The sequence below is a fragment of the Pseudomonas sp. HP_08 genome (genome assembly GCF_055284095.1).
Map to the genome: position 1 here is coordinate 13,377 of NZ_JBTOQC010000006.1, position 15,047 is coordinate 28,423.

Consider the following 15,047-nt stretch of genomic DNA (forward strand, 5'->3'; position numbering starts at 1 on the left):
CCATGCGTCCAGCCCGTGCCCTGATTGACCTTCAAGCCCTGCGCCACAATTACCGGCTGGCTCGCCAGCACGCGGGCGCCAAAGCGCTTGCGGTGATCAAGGCCGATGCCTACGGCCATGGCGCGGTGCGCGTGGCGCAGGCGCTGCAAGCCGAGGCCGACGGTTTTGCCGTGGCCTGCATCGAAGAAGCGCTGGAGCTGCGTGCTGCCGGTATTCGCGGGCCGATCCTGCTGCTTGAAGGGTTTTTCGAGGCCCAGGAACTGGAGTTGATCGCCGAGCACGACCTGTGGTTCGTGGTGCATTCGCTGTGGCAACTGGACGCCATCGAGCGCACGGCGGTGGGCAAGCCGCTGAATGTCTGGCTCAAGCTCGACAGCGGCATGCACCGGGTCGGGATCTTTCCGGCCGATTACCAGGCGGCGTACCAGCGGCTGCAGGGCAGCGGCAAGGTCGCCGACATCGTGCTGATGACCCACTTTGCCCGCGCCGACGAGCTGGATTGCCCGCGCAGTGAAGAGCAACTGGCGGTATTCAATGCCGCCCGTCAGGGGCTGCAAGCGCCGACCAGCCTGAACAACTCGCCGGCCCTGCTGGGCTGGCCGCAGATCACCAGCGACTGGGTACGGCCGGGGATCATGCTCTACGGCGCCACGCCGTTCGACCGGCCGCACCCGCTGGCCGACCAGTTGCAAGCGGTGATGACCCTGGAGTCGAAGGTCATCAACGTGCGTGAACTGCCCGCCGGAGAGCCGGTGGGCTACGGCGCCGCCTTCATCACCGAACGGCCCAGCCGCATCGGCGTGGTCGCGATGGGTTATGCCGACGGTTATCCGCGCCATGCCCCTACCGGCACTCCGGTAAGCATCGACGGCCAGCCGGGTCGTTTGCTCGGTCGGGTGTCGATGGACATGCTTTGTATCGATTTGACCGACCTGCCTCAGGCCGGGCTTGGCAGCCGGGTCGAGTTCTGGGGACCGAACGTCGCCGCCAGCGAAGTGGCCGCCCAGGCCGGCACCATCCCGTACCAGCTGTTCTGCAATCTCAAGCGCGTACCGCGCCTGTATAGCGATAACTGACGCCGCTAGCGGTCCGTCCGTCTGTTGTAAATATCGAACGCTGTTGCCATCATGCCTGCGTCTCGACTTTACCTGGAGGACTGCCGCATTGGACGTCGGTGAGCGACTGCAATACATCCGTAAGCTCAAGGGGCTGTCCCAGCGCGAACTCGCCAAGCGGGCCGGCGTGACCAACAGCACCATCTCCATGATCGAGAAAAACAGCGTCAGCCCGTCGATCAGTTCACTGCGCAAGGTGCTGGGCGGCATTCCGATGTCCATGGTCGAGTTCTTTTCCGAAGAGCTGGAGCCTGCGAACACCACCCAGGTGGTGTACAAGGCCAACGAGCTGCTGGATATCTCCGACGGCGCGATGACCATGAAGCTGGTGGGCAAATCGCACCCGGGCCGGACGATTGCCTTTCTGACCGAAACCTACCCGCCAGGCGCCGACACCGGCGAAGAAATGCTGGTTCACGAAGGCGAGGAGACCGGCATCCTCATCGAGGGACGGCTTGAACTGATCGTCGGCCCCGACACCTATCTGCTCGAAGCCGGCGACAGCTATTACTTTGAAAGCACCCGCCCGCACCGCTTCCGCAACCCCTTCGACCTGCCGGCACGCCTGATCAGCGCCGCGACCCCGGCCAATTTCTGACGGACTGCGCCAGCCCCCGACCACCGGAGGCTGGCCCGTCCGCCGATCCATGACAAGGTAATAGCCGCAGCCTCGACGAGGGTGAACCCGTGAATCCGATAAAACTGTGCCTGGCCATGGCGGCGGCCATGCTGCTGGCGCCCTTGGGCCTGATGGCCGCTTCCAGCGAAGAAATCGCCCAGCGTCTGGAGCCGGTCGGCAAGGTCTGCATCAAGGGCCAGGAATGCCAGGGCGTGACCGTGGCCACTGTGGCCGGTGGCGCAGCACGCGCGGGGCAGGCCATCATCGACAAGCATTGCATTGCCTGTCACAGCATTGGCCTGATGGACGCGCCGAAAATCGGCGACACCGCCGCCTGGAAAACCCGCGCCGACAAAGAGGGCGGCCTCGACGGCCTGCTGGCCAAGGCCATTACCGGCCTCAACACCATGCCGCCCAAGGGCACCTGCGGCGATTGCACCGACGACGAATTGAAGGCCGCAATACAGACGATGTCGGGTTTGTAGGCACAGACGCATCGCGCAACAAGGCCATGCAGCAATTACCTTCTGAAAACAGTCCAACCTGCATCCCAGGACATTTCAGGAGAGCCCGGATGCCGCAGTCCTGTTCCATCGAGCGCGCCGTCGAGCAAGTGTTGGCGCAGTTGCCTGAGCACATCCATCTGGGCATGCCGCTCGGGCTGGGCAAGCCCAATCGTTTCGTCAACGCGCTGTATGCGCGCATTCGTGACTTGCCCGAGCGCCGGCTGACGATCTACACCGCCTTGAGCCTGGGCCGCCCGACGCCGGGCGAGGGCTTGCAGGCGCGCTTTCTCGAGCCGTTTCTAGAGCGGGTGTTTGGCGACTACCAAGAGCTTGAATACCTGCGCGACCTGCGCCGCGACGCGTTGCCGGCCAATATCCGCGTCGAGCAGTTTTTCATGCAGCCCGGCAGCCTGCTCGACAGCGTGCCGGCCCAGCAGGACTACGTCAGCAGCAACTACAGCCATGCCGCCCGCGACATCAACGCCAAGGGCCTGAACCTGGTGGCGCAACTGGTTGCCAGCGACCCGCAGTATCCGGGGCGCCTGAGCCTGAGTTGCAACCCGGATGTGACCCTTGACCTGCTGCCGATGATCGCCAGGCGCCGCACTGCTGGCGAAACCATCCTGATCCTCGGTCAGGTGCATGCCGAATTGCCCTATATGCCGGGCGACAGTGAGCTGGATGAGGTGGCCTTCGACCTGCTGATCGATGAGCCCGAAACCGCCACGCTGTTTTCCACCCCCAATATGCCGGTCGGTTTTCAGGATCATCTGATCGGGCTGCACACCAGTACGCTGGTGCGCGATGGCGGCACCTTGCAGATCGGCATCGGTTCGATGGGCGATGCGCTGACCGCCGCGCTGTTGGCGCGTCAGGCCGATAACCAGAATTACCTCGGCCTGCTCGGCGAGCTGAACATGAGCAACTGGCAGACCCTGATCGACCGCGAAGGCGGCACCGAGCCTTTCAATAGCGGCCTGTACGGTTGTAGCGAAATGTTCGTCAACGGCCTGCTGGTGCTGGCCGATGCCGGCATTGTGCGGCGCAAGGTCTATGCCGACGCCGGGCTGCAATTGCTCGCCAACCAGAATGCGCTGGACGAGAGCCAGCAGGCCGATGGCGTGGTGGTGCATGGCGGATTCTTTCTCGGGCCGGGCAGTTTTTACCAGCGCTTGCGCGAACTGCCGAGCGAGCGGCTGGCGCAATTCAACATGACCGCCATCAGTTTCATCAACGAACTGTATGGCGATGAACAGCTCAAGCGCCTGCAGCGCCGCGATGCGCGCTTTATCAACAGTGCGTTCACCGTGACCTTGCTCGGCGCTGCGGTCTCCGACCAGCTGGCCGACGGGCGCGTGCTCAGCGGGGTCGGCGGGCAGTACAACTTCGTGGCCCAGGCGCATGCGCTGGAAGACGCCCGCTCCATCCTGATTTTGCGCAGCTGGCGCGAGTCGGGCGGCGAGATCAGCTCCAATATCGTCTGGTCGTATGAGCACACCACCATTCCCCGGCATTTGCGCGACATCGTGGTGACCGAATACGGCATCGCCGACCTGCGCGGCCAGACCGACGCGACGGTGATCGAGCGTTTGCTCAATATCAGCGACTCACGCTTCCAGCCCGGCCTGATCGAACAGGCGCAAAAGGCCGGCAAGCTGCCCGACGACTTTCAACTGGACCCGCGTTTTACCGACAACGTCCCCGACCGGCTGAAAGCGCTGGTGGCCGGTTACCCGGAGCTGTTCAGCGAATACCCGCTGGGTTCCGATTTCAGTAGCGAAGAACGCGACCTGCTGCGGGCGCTGAACTGGATCAAGAGCAAGCTCAAACTCACCGAGATGCTTGAACTGGGCAAGGCGACGATGGACGCACCGGACCCCGAGGCTTATCCGGCGCACCTTGAGCGCATGGGCCTGGACAAGCCCGACGGCTTGCGTGAAGAGCTGTATCAGCGGTTGCTGCTGGCCGGGTTGCACGCGACACAACCCACGCTCTTGCCCTGACACAGCGGCAGCGCATTCACCTCAACGCTTGAGCATCGCCCTGATATCCGCCAGGGCGTTGTTGCCGCGTGCGGCCTTGACCTCGACCGGGGCGTCGTCGTTGCCTTCCCAGGCCAGGTCGTCGGGCGGCAGCTCATCGAGAAAGCGGCTGGGCGCGCAGTCGATGATCTCGCCGTACTGCTTGCGCTTGGCGGCAAAGGTGAAGGCCAGGGTCTGGCGCGCGCGGGTGATGCCGACGTAGGCCAGGCGGCGTTCTTCTTCGATAGTGTCGGCTTCGATGCTGGAACGGTGCGGCAGGATTTCCTCTTCCATGCCCATGATGAACACGTATGGAAACTCCAGGCCCTTGGAGGCATGCAGGGTCATCATCTGCACGCCTTCGGCGCCGTCTTCCTCTTCCTGCTGACGTTCGAGCATGTCGCGCAAGACCAGCTTGCCGATGGCCTCCTCGATGGTCATGCCGCCTTCTTCGTCTTTCTCCAGGGTGTTTTTCAACGCCTCGATGAGAAACCAGACGTTGCTCATGCGGTAGTCGGCGGCCTTGTCGCTGGAGCTGTTGGTGCGAATCCAGTTCTCGTAGTCGATGTCCATGACCATGCTGCGCAGGGCGGCAATCGGGTCGTTCTGCGCGCATTGCTGGCGCACGCCGTCCATCCAGCGCTTGAAGCGTTGCAGGCGCTCGGTGTAACGGCTGTCGAGGTGTTCGCCCAGGCCCAGTTCTTCACTGGCGGCGTACATCGACACCTTGCGCTCGGAGGCATAGTTACCGAGCTTTTCGAGGGTCGTGGAGCCGATCTCGCGGCGTGGCACGTTGATCACCCGCAAGAAGGCGTTGTCGTCGTCCGGGTTTACCAGCAGGCGCAAGTAGGACATCAAGTCCTTCACTTCCTGACGGCTGAAAAAGCTGGTGCCGCCCGACAGCCGATACGGAATCTGGTGATGTTGCAGCTTCAGCTCGATCAGCTTGGCCTGGTAGTTGCCGCGATACAGGATCGCAAAATCGCTGTATGGCCGGTCGGTGCGCAGGTGCAAGGTGAGGATTTCCATCGCCACCCGCTCGGCCTCGGCCTCTTCGTTGCGGCAACGAATCACGCGGATCTCGTCGCCGTGGCCCATTTCCGACCACAGCTGTTTTTCGAAATCGTGCGGGTTGTTGGCGATCAGCACGTTGGCGCAGCGCAGGATGCGGCTGGTGGAGCGGTAGTTCTGCTCCAGCATCACCACTTTGAGCGACGGGTAGTCGTCCTTGAGCAGCATCAGGTTTTCCGGCCGTGCGCCGCGCCAGGCATAAATCGACTGATCATCGTCGCCGACCACGGTGAACTGGTTGCGGTTGCCGATCAGCAGTTTTACCAGCAGATACTGGCTGGCGTTGGTGTCCTGGTATTCGTCGACCAGCAGGTAGCGCACACGGTTCTGCCACTTTTCGAGGATGTCGGCGTGTTCAAGGAACAGCTTGACCGGCAGCAGGATCAGGTCGTCGAAGTCCAGCGCGTTGTAGGCCTTGAGGGTGCGCTGGTAGTGGGTGTAGACGATGGCGGCGGTCTGCTCTTTGGGGCCGCGCGCGTTGGCCAGGGCTTCTTCGGGCAGGATAAGGTCGTTTTTCCAGGAGCCGATGTAGCCCTTGATCTCGTCGACGCCGTCGTCGCCCGAGTACTCCTTTTGCATGATGTCGGTGAGCAGGGACTTGATATCGCCCTCATCGAAGATCGAAAAGCCCGGCTTGTAGCCCAGCCGCACATGCTCCTTGCGGATGATGTTCAGCCCAAGGTTGTGGAAGGTCGAGACCGTCAGGCCACGGCCTTCGGCCCCGCGCAGCAGGCTGCCGACGCGCTCTTTCATCTCGCGGGCGGCCTTGTTGGTGAAGGTCATGGCCACGATGTGCTGGGCGCGGATGCCGCAATTCTGGATCAGGTGGGCGATCTTGCGGGTGATCACGCTGGTTTTGCCGGAGCCTGCACCGGCGAGCACCAGGAGCGGGCCGCCGACGTAGTTCACGGCTTCCTGCTGCCGGGGATTGAGTCGGGACATGAAGAGAGGCGTCGTGTACGAAAGAAGGCGGGCATTTTAACAGGCTCGCGGCAGCATGCAGTGACCTTCGTCCCTTTCTCAGTAACCGCTATCTAAATTTCTTGGTTTTGTTACATTTGCACACCGTACTCATTTACATCTTTTTCGTTACCTCATTTGAGGTACCAGCCCTGTATTTTTCCTCTGGATTTAGGGAGTCAGCTTGCCAACGCCTGTCGAAGCCTCGCGGTTATTGCTGCTGGCCTATGAGCCTGCATGGCTGACGCAACTGCAACGCTGCATGGCGACGCTGCCAGCAGGGATCACGCTGCACTGCATCAACGACTGGGAAACCGACGGCAGGCCTTACGCCGGCGAGCGCAACACTGTGCTGTTGGTCACCCCTGAACTGCAGCCACAGGCCGGCAGTTGCAGTTTGCCGATTGTGATGCTGCTGGAGGCCGAGCCCGATGCCGGCCCGGCCGGTGCTAGCGACTGGCTGGTGCGCGGTAGCCTGACCCCCGACATCCTGCGCCGCTGCCTGCGCCATGTGCGCGAGCGCGGGCATCTGGAACACACCCTGCACCGCCTGGCCGAACAGGATCCGTTGACCGGCATCGCCAATCGCCAGGGATTTCAGACCCTGCTGGCGGCGCGCCTGGCCGAGCACGACGGTGTCGGCCTGGCGTTGGGGCATCTGGACCTGGACAACTTTCGCCGGGCCAACGATGCCTTGGGTCACCAGGGCGGCGACCGGCTGATCCTGCAAGTGGTGGCGCGGCTCAAGCGCCAGCTCGATGTCAACGACCAGATCGCCCGCCTGGGCAGTGACGAATTCGCCCTGCTGATCGATACCCGCGATGCACCGCAGCGTGCCACCGAGGTGGCCGAGCGCATCATCGAGGCGATGTCCGAGGCGTACTGGATCGACGGTGAAAGCCTGTTGCTCGGTTGCAGCCTGGGCGTCGCGCATGCTCACGCACAGGCCGGCGCCGACCCATTGATGTGGCACGCGCACATCGCCATGCGCCAGGCCAAGAGCATTCAGGGCTGCACCTGGCACCTGTTCGATGCACGTATCAACCGCAATGCCCGCAGCCTGGCCGACCTTGAAGGCGAGCTGCGCCGGGCGCTGCGCCGCGATGAGCTGGAGCTGCATTACCAGCCGCGGCTGTGTATGAGCAGCGGCGCCATCGTCGGGCTCGAAGCGCTGGTGCGCTGGCGCCATCAGGAGCGCGGCCTGCTGCCGCCCAGCGAGTTCGTGCCGCTGGCCGAGCAAAGCGGCCTGATCGTGCCCTTGGGCTATTGGGTGATTTTCCGCGCGCTGCGCGACATGCGCGCCTTGCGCGAGCAGGGCATCGCGCCGTTGCACATGGCGATCAACCTGTCGTTCCGCCAGTTCCAGGACAACCAGTTGTTGGCCACCCTCAGCCGGCTGATCAACGAGCAGGGCGTGGACGCCAACTGGCTGGAATTCGAACTGACCGAAACCGCGGTCATGCGCCGCAGCGACCTGGTGAGCCAGACCATGGATGCCTTGCGTGCCTTGGGTGTGCGTTTCTCGCTGGACGACTTCGGCACCGGTTTCTCATCGTTCGTGCACCTCAACAGCCTGCCGATTGCGTTGCTGAAGATCGACAAGAGCTTTGTCGGCGAGATGGAGCAGCGCCCTGAAAACCGCCAGCTGGTCCACGCCATGATCAACCTGGCACACAACCTGGGCCTGGAAGTGGTGGCCGAGGGCATCGAAACCGAGGGCCAGCTGGCCTTGCTGCGCGAATACGGTTGCGATCAGGCGCAGGGTTATCTGATCCGTCGGCCCTTGCCGATGAAAGAGCTGGTCCAGTACCTGACACAGGACAATGTGCAGGTGCCGAGTTCTCAGGACGGCTGATCAGGCCTGCAATGTGACCGGCTGACCGGCCTTGCGTATCAGGCGCGCCACGCGCCGCTCGAAGGCCCAGGTCAGCGTCACCGCCGCGCACAGCAGCCCCAGCGCTAGCCCCCACCACACCCCTTGCGCGGCGGCCGGTGTCTGGAACGCCAGCAACCAGGCGGCCGGCGCCGCCACCAGCCAATAGCAGGCCAGGCCGATCAGAAAGGTGATCTTGGCGTCTTTCAGGCCGCGAATCGCGCCCATGGCGATGGTCTGCACGCCGTCGAACAGCTCGAACCAGGCGGCGATGGCCAGCAGCTTGACTGCCAGCACCACGATGTCGTTGAGCGCAGGATCGTCGATGTCCAGAAACAGATTGATGATCTGCCGCGGTGCCAGCCAGAACAACAGGGCAAACAGCAGCATCAGCGCGCCGCCGAAACCGATCCCGAGCCGGCCTGTCAGGCGCACCATGTGCAGGTTGCCGGCACCATAATGCTGGCCGATGCGCATGGTTACCGCGTAAGAAATGCCCACCGGAATCATGAAGGCCATCGACACCGTTTGCAGCGAGATCTGGTGCGCGGCCATTTGTGCGGTGCCCAGCGCGCCCATGCAAAACGCCGCAAAGGTGAACAGGCCGACTTCCACCGCATAGGTGCCACCGATCGGCAGGCCCAGCCGCCATAACTCGCCCAGGTGGCTGCGCGACAGCTGCATCAGGCCCTGGCGAATCGGGTAGGCGGTGTACGCCGGGTGGCGACGAATGTGCAGCGCCAGTGCCAGGGCCATGCAGTTGGTGACCACGGCGGTGACCAGGCCGATGCCGTACAGGCCCAGCGCCGGCAAGCCCAGCCAGCCTTCGAGGAGTGCATAGTTAAGAATGAAGTTGGCCAGCGCGCCCACCAGACTGATGATCATGACCGGCGTTGCGCGTCCCAGTGCGCTGGTGAAACCGCGCAGCGCCATGAACGTGAGCAGGCCGGGCAGGGCCAGCGGCAGGGTGGTGAGAAACTGCATCGCCATGTGTACGTTGCGCGGGTCCTGGCCCAGGTGCAGCAGCACCGGCTCAAGGCTCCACAGCAAGGCGGCGGCCAGAATCGCCATGCCCCACGCCAGCCATAGCCCGGCCTGGGTCAGGCGCGTGGCGCCCTCGGTATCGCCCGCGCCCTGGCGAATCGAAACCAGCGTGCCGACCGCCGCCATCACGCCGATGCAGAAGAACGACACAAACCCATACGTGGCCGCCCCCAGCCCGCCGCCGGCCAGCGACTCGGGACCGAGCCGGCCCATCATCACCGTGTCGGTGAACACCATCAGCATATGCGCCAGTTGCGAGGCGATCAGCGGCCCTGCCAGGCGCAAGATGATCCAGAGTTCCTTGAGGGCGGCGGACTGCATGTTTTTAAGGCTCGAAGTGGGGAAAATCAGCCGCCTATTCTGGCTATTTGGATGGCTGGATACAAAGCGTTAAATAAGTGCCATCAATATCCATGCATGACACTCAAGTATGTGCCGCTCATGCCGACTCCACTGGATAGAATCGTGCCTTGCGGCGCTTCGAACTTCCCTACATATAACGTTGCTGGCTGGCGAGCCCCTTGGCGGGTCATCGAACCACCCAGCCTGGAGTCGTCATGTCCAAGCCCCGTGCCCGGATTGCCTCTCAGCTTGGTATTGCTCTGGCCGTCATTCTGGCGGTCGTGATTGGCAGCAGTACCCTTTTTGCCCTGCGCTCGCTCGATGCTGCTAACCTGGTCATCCGCGAAGAACACATGGCCAGCGAAGCGCGCCTGCTCGCTGACCAGCTCAACACCTTTCACACCACCCTGCGCGACAGTACCCAGCGCCTGGCCAACCTGTTCGAGAAGCGCTTTGCCACGGGCCTGAGCGTGCAGACCGGGACCAGCTTCACGGTGGCGGGCACGCCGACTCCCGGTCTGTTTCTGGAAGGCCAGGCGCTGAACAACGAGTTCAGCGAGGTCGATGAATTCCGTAATCTCACCGCCGGCGTCGCGACGGTCTTCGTGCGCAGCGGCGATGACTTCATCCGCGTCAGCACCTCGCTGACCAAGCAGGACGGTTCGCGGGCCATCGGCACCGTGCTCGATCGCAAGGGCCAGGCTTACGCAAAATTGATGGCGGGCCAGGCTTACGTCGGCAAGGCGCTGTTGTTCGAGCGCAACTACATGACCCAGTACAGCCCGGTGCGCGACGCCAGCGGTCAGATTATTGCCGCGCTGTTCGTCGGCTTTGATTACACCGATGCGCAGAACGCCCAGTTCGAAAACCTCAAGAGCTTCCGCATCGGCAAGACCGGCTCGCTGGCGTTGCTCGATGAACAGAACAAATGGCTGGTCGCTCCGGCCGGCGTCAAGGACGCCACCCAGGCCGCCACCGCCGTGGCCGCTGCCGTTGCGCAATCAGGCAAGGGCCAGTTCTGGAAGGACGGCGACGAGAACTTCTACAGCGTCGGCATGCCGTTCGCCGGTGGCCCGTGGACGGTGGTGGCGAGCATGCCGCAGGAAGAAATCAGCTCAGTGACCTGGAGCGTCGGCACGCAGCTGGCCATCGGCAGCCTGCTGGCGATGCTGATTGCGGTGGGCGGCGCGATCTGGTTGCTGCGCAGCAAGCTGCGGCCGCTGTCGGAACTGGTGCAACAGGCCGAAGCGCTGGGCGCCGGTAACCTCAGCGTGCGCTTGCCGGTCACCAGCCACGATGAGATCGGCCAGCTGGCCGGCAGCTTCAATGCCATGAGCGAAGCCTTGTCGACCATGGTCGAACACATTCGTACCGCGTCCCGCCAGGTCAGCGACCGCGCCCATGCGCTGTCGGGGCTGTCGAGCGGTGCACATGCCGGCATGGAACAGCAGTCCGGCGAAATCACCAGCATGGCCGGCGCGGTCGAGGAGTTCAGCGCCACCTCGATGAATATCGCCGACAACATGCAGGACACCGAGCGTCTGGCGCAGGAAAATGCGCGTCAGACCCGCATCGGTCGTTCGTCGATGGAAGAAGCCTCCAGCTCGCTGCAACAGATCGCCGCTTCGCTGAACAGCACCGCCACAGTGGTCGACACCCTGGGCCAGCGTTCGCAGGAAATCGGCAGCATCGTCGGCGTGATTACCTCGATTGCCGAGCAGACCAACCTGCTGGCACTCAATGCCGCCATCGAAGCGGCCCGTGCCGGTGAGCAGGGACGCGGCTTTGCCGTGGTTGCCGACGAAGTGCGCAGCCTGGCCTCGCGCACCCGTCAGGCCACCGACGAAATCTCGACGATGATTGCCAGCATCCAGCAGGAAACCGGCAACGCGATCAGCACCATGCAACAGGGCAACGCCTTGATGCAGGAAGGCCTGTCGCTCAACACCAAGGTCGCCCAGGCACTGGCCCAGATCGACGAACAAAGCCGCTCGGCCGGCCAGCAGTTCACCGTGATCACCACCGCCGCTCAGGAACAGAGCAGCACCGCCACGGCATTGAGCGGCAACCTGCAAAGCATTGCCATGACCAACAGCGAACAGCGCGAAGTCGTTGCCAATCTGGCGGTGACGGCGCGCGAACTCAATGCCCTGGCGGCAGAGTTGCTGGCGGAGGTTGACCGGTTCAGGTGAGGCGCGGCATTACTGCAACAGCTTTTGCACCCGTAGCCGATCCTGGGCAAAGCCCGTTTCGGCTTCCTGGCGGGCCTGTTGGTGGCGCAGGACGGTGGCCTGCAGGTCCAGTTGCTGGTCGCGCAGGTCCTTGAGCTGATCGAGCAACGATTGCGGCACCGGCCTGCCGGCGCGTTCCTGGTCGGCGGCCTGGCCTTGCAAGCTGGCCTGTTGGGCAGACAAACCCTGGATATTGCCCTGGGCCACGCCGATCAGCGCATCGAGCTCGGCCAGCTTGCGCGCCCTGGCACGGTCCACCTCGTCGAGGCTGCGATATTGCTGCAATAGCTGTGCATCGGCACTGGCCTGCGCCTTGAGCGCTTCGGCCTGGCGAATTTCCTGTGCGGTGGGCGCCGGCGGCACGGTCTGTATCACCCGGCCACGGGAATTGAGCACCTGATAGCCCTTGCCGATGTATTCGGCCGGCACGCCCTGGCGGTCCATTACGGTCACGCCACGGCTGTCGATATAGCGGTAGAGCAGGATTTCAGGCTGATCGGCCGCGAAAGCAGGCGCCTGTACAAACAAACCGAGCCATAGCAGCAGGCCCGCAGCGTTGAGGCTGCGGTGGCGCGCCGGCGTCGTTTTCAAGTGCCTTGCCCCCACCGCCATAGGCCGCCTTAGATCCCGAACTGGGCCCGATAGTCTTCAACGGCCGGCAGGTATTGCTTGAGCTGCGGGTCGTCGGCCAGGAATTCCAGGACCTGATTCAGCGACACGATGCTGACCACCGGAATGCCGAAGTCGCGTTCCACTTCCTGGATCGCCGACAGCTCGCCGTTGCCGCGTTCCTGACGGTTGAGCGCGATCAGCACGCCCGCGGCCGTGGCCTGCTGGGCCTTGATGATCTGCATGACTTCACGAATCGCGGTGCCGGCGGTGATCACGTCGTCGATGATCAGCACATTGCCGCTCAGCGGGGCGCCGACCAGGCTGCCGCCTTCGCCGTGATCCTTGGCTTCCTTGCGGTTGAAGCACCACGGCAGGTCAAGGTCATGATGCTCGGCCAGCGCGACAGCTGTAGCGGCGGCCAGCGGAATGCCTTTATACGCAGGACCGAACAGCACATCGAAGGACAAACCGCTGTCGACCACGGCGGCGGCGTAGTAACGTCCAAGGCGCGCCAGGGCCGAACCACTGTTGAACAGGCCGGCATTGAAGAAGTATGGGCTGGTACGCCCGGACTTGAGAGTGAACTCACCGAAGCGCAGTACACCGCGATCGATGGCAAAACGAATGAAATCGCGTTGATACGCTTGCATGAAAAAGCCCCGAAAGCACGGATTTAGCTAATTGACTTGACCTCGGGTATCATACACGCACGTGATTTTTGGGGCCATTTATGCGGATCATCAGTGTGAACGTAAATGGCATTCAGGCTGCAGTCGAGCGTGGTTTGCTCAGTTGGCTGCAAGCCCAGAATGCCGACGTCATCTGTCTACAGGACACCCGCGCCTCCACCTTTGAACTGGATGATCCAGCCTATCAGCTGGATGGCTACTTCCTTTACGCATGCGAAGCCGAAGTCCCCGCACAGGGCGGTGTGGCGCTTTACTCTCGCTTGCAACCAAAGGCGGTCATCAGCGGCCTGGGCTTTGAAACAGCCGACCGCTATGGGCGTTACCTGCAGGCCGATTTCGACAAGGTCAGTATTGCCAGCCTGTTGTTGCCTTCGGGCATGAACGGCGATGAAGACTTGAATCAGAAGTTCAAGCTCATGGACGACTTCGGCAAGTACCTGGACAAGCAACGCCGCAAGCGTCGCGAATATATCTATTGCGGTTCGTTATACGTTGCGCAACAGAAACTGGACATCAAGAACTGGCGCGACAGCCAGCAGTCGCCCGGCTTCCTGGCGCCGGAACGTGCCTGGATGGACGAGATTGTCGGCAACATGGGTTATGTCGATGCCCTGCGCGAAGTCAATCGCGAAGGCGACCAGTACAGCTGGTGGCCGGACAGCGAACAGGCCGAGATGCTCAATCTGGGCTGGCGCTTCGACTACCAGATCCTGACGCCTGGCCTGCGGCGCTTCGTGCGCAGCGCTCGCCTGCCGCGCCAGCCGCGCTTCTCGCAGCATGCGCCGTTGATCGTGGATTACGACTGGACACTGACGATCTGACCTCGGGGTCAGTGGCTATTCGACAAAAAGCCCCGTAGCAACGTGTTCTCAAGCCAAATGCGCATCAGCCTTCAAAGCTTCGCGCATTCCGGCCTTGATACTGAGTACGACAAAAATTGCGTAGGAGTGAGCATAGCTCGCGAAAGGGCCAGTGAAATCAGCACATTTTCGATGGCTGACCTTCGCCTTCGCGAACTGGCGCTCGCTCCTGCGGATTTTGGGCAGGCCTTGATACTGAGTACGACACAAACTCTGTAGGAGCGCGCTTGTCCCTGGGCCGCATTCGGACGACCGGCTGCGTTAGCAGCCGTAAGTTTTCAGCGGTTCACAAATTCTTGTGAGCGCTTCGCACTCAATCGCGGGCAAGCGCGCTCCTGCAAGGGAGCGTGCCGAATACGGCGTATCAGTCGGCCAGTGCCGCACGTTGCAGTTCGAAGATCTCGTCCATGCCCTTGCGCGCCAGGGCGAGCATCGCTGTGAGTTCTTCAGGCTGGAACGGCGCACCTTCAGCGGTGCCTTGCACCTCGATGAAGCCGCCTGCGCTGGTCATCACCACGTTCAGGTCGGTTTCGGCCGAGGAATCTTCGAGGTAGTCGAGGTCCAGCACCGGCTCGCCCTTGTAGATGCCGACCGAAACGGCACCGACCATCTGCTTGAGCGGATCGCCAGCCTTCAGGCCGCCGCGCTTCTTGATCAGTTTGAGCGCATCGATCAGCGCCACCATGGAGCCTGTGATCGATGCGGTGCGGGTGCCGCCATCGGCCTGGATCACGTCGCAATCGACGTACAGGGTGATGTCGCCCAGCTTGGACATGTCCAGCGCTGCGCGCAGCGAGCGGCCGATCAGGCGCTGGATTTCCAGGGTGCGGCCGCCTTGCTTGCCACGGCTGGCTTCACGCTGGTTACGCTCGCCGGTGGCGCGCGGCAGCATGCCGTACTCGGCGGTCAACCAACCCTGGCCCTGGCCCTTGAGAAAGCGCGGGACGCCGTTTTCGACGCTGACCGTGCAGATGACCTTGGTGTCACCGAACTCGACCAGCACAGAGCCTTCGGCATGTTTGGTGTAGTTGCGGGTGATACGGATCGGGCGCAGCTGATCGGCAGCGCGACCACTTGGACGTTTCATCTGGCAATACCTGTACA

The 15,047-nt window shown here is 62.8% G+C and carries 12 protein-coding genes and 1 pseudogene; 8 read left to right on the forward strand and 5 right to left on the reverse strand.

The features are described 5' to 3' along the window. Positions 1-2: 2 nt before the first annotated feature. The 4 genes from alr to ACYAS9_RS07040 all read left to right on the forward strand — a co-directional run bounded on the left by alr (position 3) and on the right by ACYAS9_RS07040 (position 4,243). On the forward strand, positions 3-1,076 hold the full coding sequence (alr, locus tag ACYAS9_RS07025) for an alanine racemase (protein WP_463567599.1): 1,074 nt from the start codon (positions 3-5) through the stop codon (positions 1,074-1,076). Between the two features lie 88 nt (positions 1,077-1,164). Further along, positions 1,165-1,713, forward strand: a complete 549-nt coding sequence (locus ACYAS9_RS07030; protein ID WP_463567600.1) for a cupin domain-containing protein — start codon at positions 1,165-1,167, stop codon at positions 1,711-1,713. An 89-nt stretch (positions 1,714-1,802) separates the two neighbouring features. Further along, positions 1,803-2,219 carry a c-type cytochrome gene (locus ACYAS9_RS07035; protein ID WP_463567601.1) on the forward strand — a complete coding sequence of 139 codons (417 nt, stop codon included), beginning with the start codon at positions 1,803-1,805 and terminating at the stop codon, positions 2,217-2,219. 89 nt (positions 2,220-2,308) lie between these two features. Then, positions 2,309-4,243, forward strand: coding sequence for an acetyl-CoA hydrolase/transferase C-terminal domain-containing protein (locus tag ACYAS9_RS07040; RefSeq protein WP_463567602.1), 1,935 nt, complete (start codon positions 2,309-2,311; stop codon positions 4,241-4,243). Between the two features lie 21 nt (positions 4,244-4,264). Here the strand turns inward: ACYAS9_RS07040 and rep are convergent, their stop codons facing one another. Beyond that, entirely contained in the window at positions 4,265-6,274 is a 2,010-nt protein-coding gene (gene rep, locus ACYAS9_RS07045) for a DNA helicase Rep (RefSeq protein ID WP_463567603.1), read from the reverse strand. Between the two features lie 202 nt (positions 6,275-6,476). Between rep and ACYAS9_RS07050 the strand changes: the two genes are divergently transcribed. Next, positions 6,477-8,147, forward strand: a complete 1,671-nt coding sequence (locus ACYAS9_RS07050; protein ID WP_463567604.1) for a putative bifunctional diguanylate cyclase/phosphodiesterase — start codon at positions 6,477-6,479, stop codon at positions 8,145-8,147. Here the strand turns inward: ACYAS9_RS07050 and ACYAS9_RS07055 are convergent, their stop codons facing one another. Further along, the gene (locus ACYAS9_RS07055) at positions 8,148-9,530 is read right to left on the reverse strand and encodes a NorM family multidrug efflux MATE transporter (protein WP_463567605.1); all 1,383 of its coding nucleotides are present in this window, start codon (positions 9,528-9,530) and stop codon (positions 8,148-8,150) included. Between the two features lie 236 nt (positions 9,531-9,766). Here ACYAS9_RS07055 and ACYAS9_RS07060 point away from each other — a divergent pair. After that, positions 9,767-10,888, forward strand: a pseudogene (locus tag ACYAS9_RS07060) (Cache 3/Cache 2 fusion domain-containing protein); the annotation flags it as partial. Between the two features lie 132 nt (positions 10,889-11,020). Beyond that, the gene (locus tag ACYAS9_RS07065; protein ID WP_463567755.1) at positions 11,021-11,743 is read left to right on the forward strand and encodes a methyl-accepting chemotaxis protein; all 723 of its coding nucleotides are present in this window, start codon (positions 11,021-11,023) and stop codon (positions 11,741-11,743) included. Between the two features lie 9 nt (positions 11,744-11,752). On the opposite strand, the gene ACYAS9_RS07070 is transcribed toward ACYAS9_RS07065, so the two are convergent. Continuing rightward, complete coding sequence (locus tag ACYAS9_RS07070) at positions 11,753-12,325, reverse strand: DUF4124 domain-containing protein (protein ID WP_463567756.1); 573 nt, start codon at positions 12,323-12,325, stop codon at positions 11,753-11,755. 77 nt (positions 12,326-12,402) lie between these two features. After that, entirely contained in the window at positions 12,403-13,044 is a 642-nt protein-coding gene (gene pyrE / locus ACYAS9_RS07075) for an orotate phosphoribosyltransferase (protein WP_463567606.1), read from the reverse strand. A gap of 80 nt (positions 13,045-13,124) precedes the next feature. Here pyrE and ACYAS9_RS07080 point away from each other — a divergent pair, with 80 nt between their 5' ends. Next, positions 13,125-13,904, forward strand: a complete 780-nt coding sequence (locus ACYAS9_RS07080; RefSeq protein ID WP_463567607.1) for an exodeoxyribonuclease III — start codon at positions 13,125-13,127, stop codon at positions 13,902-13,904. Between the two features lie 403 nt (positions 13,905-14,307). On the opposite strand, the gene rph is transcribed toward ACYAS9_RS07080, so the two are convergent. Continuing rightward, on the reverse strand, positions 14,308-15,030 hold the full coding sequence (gene rph / locus ACYAS9_RS07085; protein ID WP_463567608.1) for a ribonuclease PH: 723 nt from the start codon (positions 15,028-15,030) through the stop codon (positions 14,308-14,310). Positions 15,031-15,047: the final 17 nt, after the last annotated feature.

What these genes read in the sequence shown, in the direction of transcription:
- alr (WP_463567599.1), top strand. Translation starts at nt 3, where the DNA reads ATGCGTCCAGCCCGTGCCCTGATTGACCTTCAAGCCCTGCGCCACAAT.
- ACYAS9_RS07040 (WP_463567602.1), top strand. Translation starts at nt 2,309, where the DNA reads ATGCCGCAGTCCTGTTCCATCGAGCGCGCCGTCGAGCAAGTGTTGGCG.
- rep (WP_463567603.1), bottom strand. Translation starts at nt 6,274, where the DNA reads ATGTCCCGACTCAATCCCCGGCAGCAGGAAGCCGTGAACTACGTCGGC.
- ACYAS9_RS07055 (WP_463567605.1), bottom strand. Translation starts at nt 9,530, where the DNA reads ATGCAGTCCGCCGCCCTCAAGGAACTCTGGATCATCTTGCGCCTGGCA.
- ACYAS9_RS07065 (WP_463567755.1), top strand. Translation starts at nt 11,021, where the DNA reads ATGGCCGGCGCGGTCGAGGAGTTCAGCGCCACCTCGATGAATATCGCC.
- pyrE (WP_463567606.1), bottom strand. Translation starts at nt 13,044, where the DNA reads ATGCAAGCGTATCAACGCGATTTCATTCGTTTTGCCATCGATCGCGGT.
- ACYAS9_RS07080 (WP_463567607.1), top strand. Translation starts at nt 13,125, where the DNA reads ATGCGGATCATCAGTGTGAACGTAAATGGCATTCAGGCTGCAGTCGAG.
- rph (WP_463567608.1), bottom strand. Translation starts at nt 15,030, where the DNA reads ATGAAACGTCCAAGTGGTCGCGCTGCCGATCAGCTGCGCCCGATCCGT.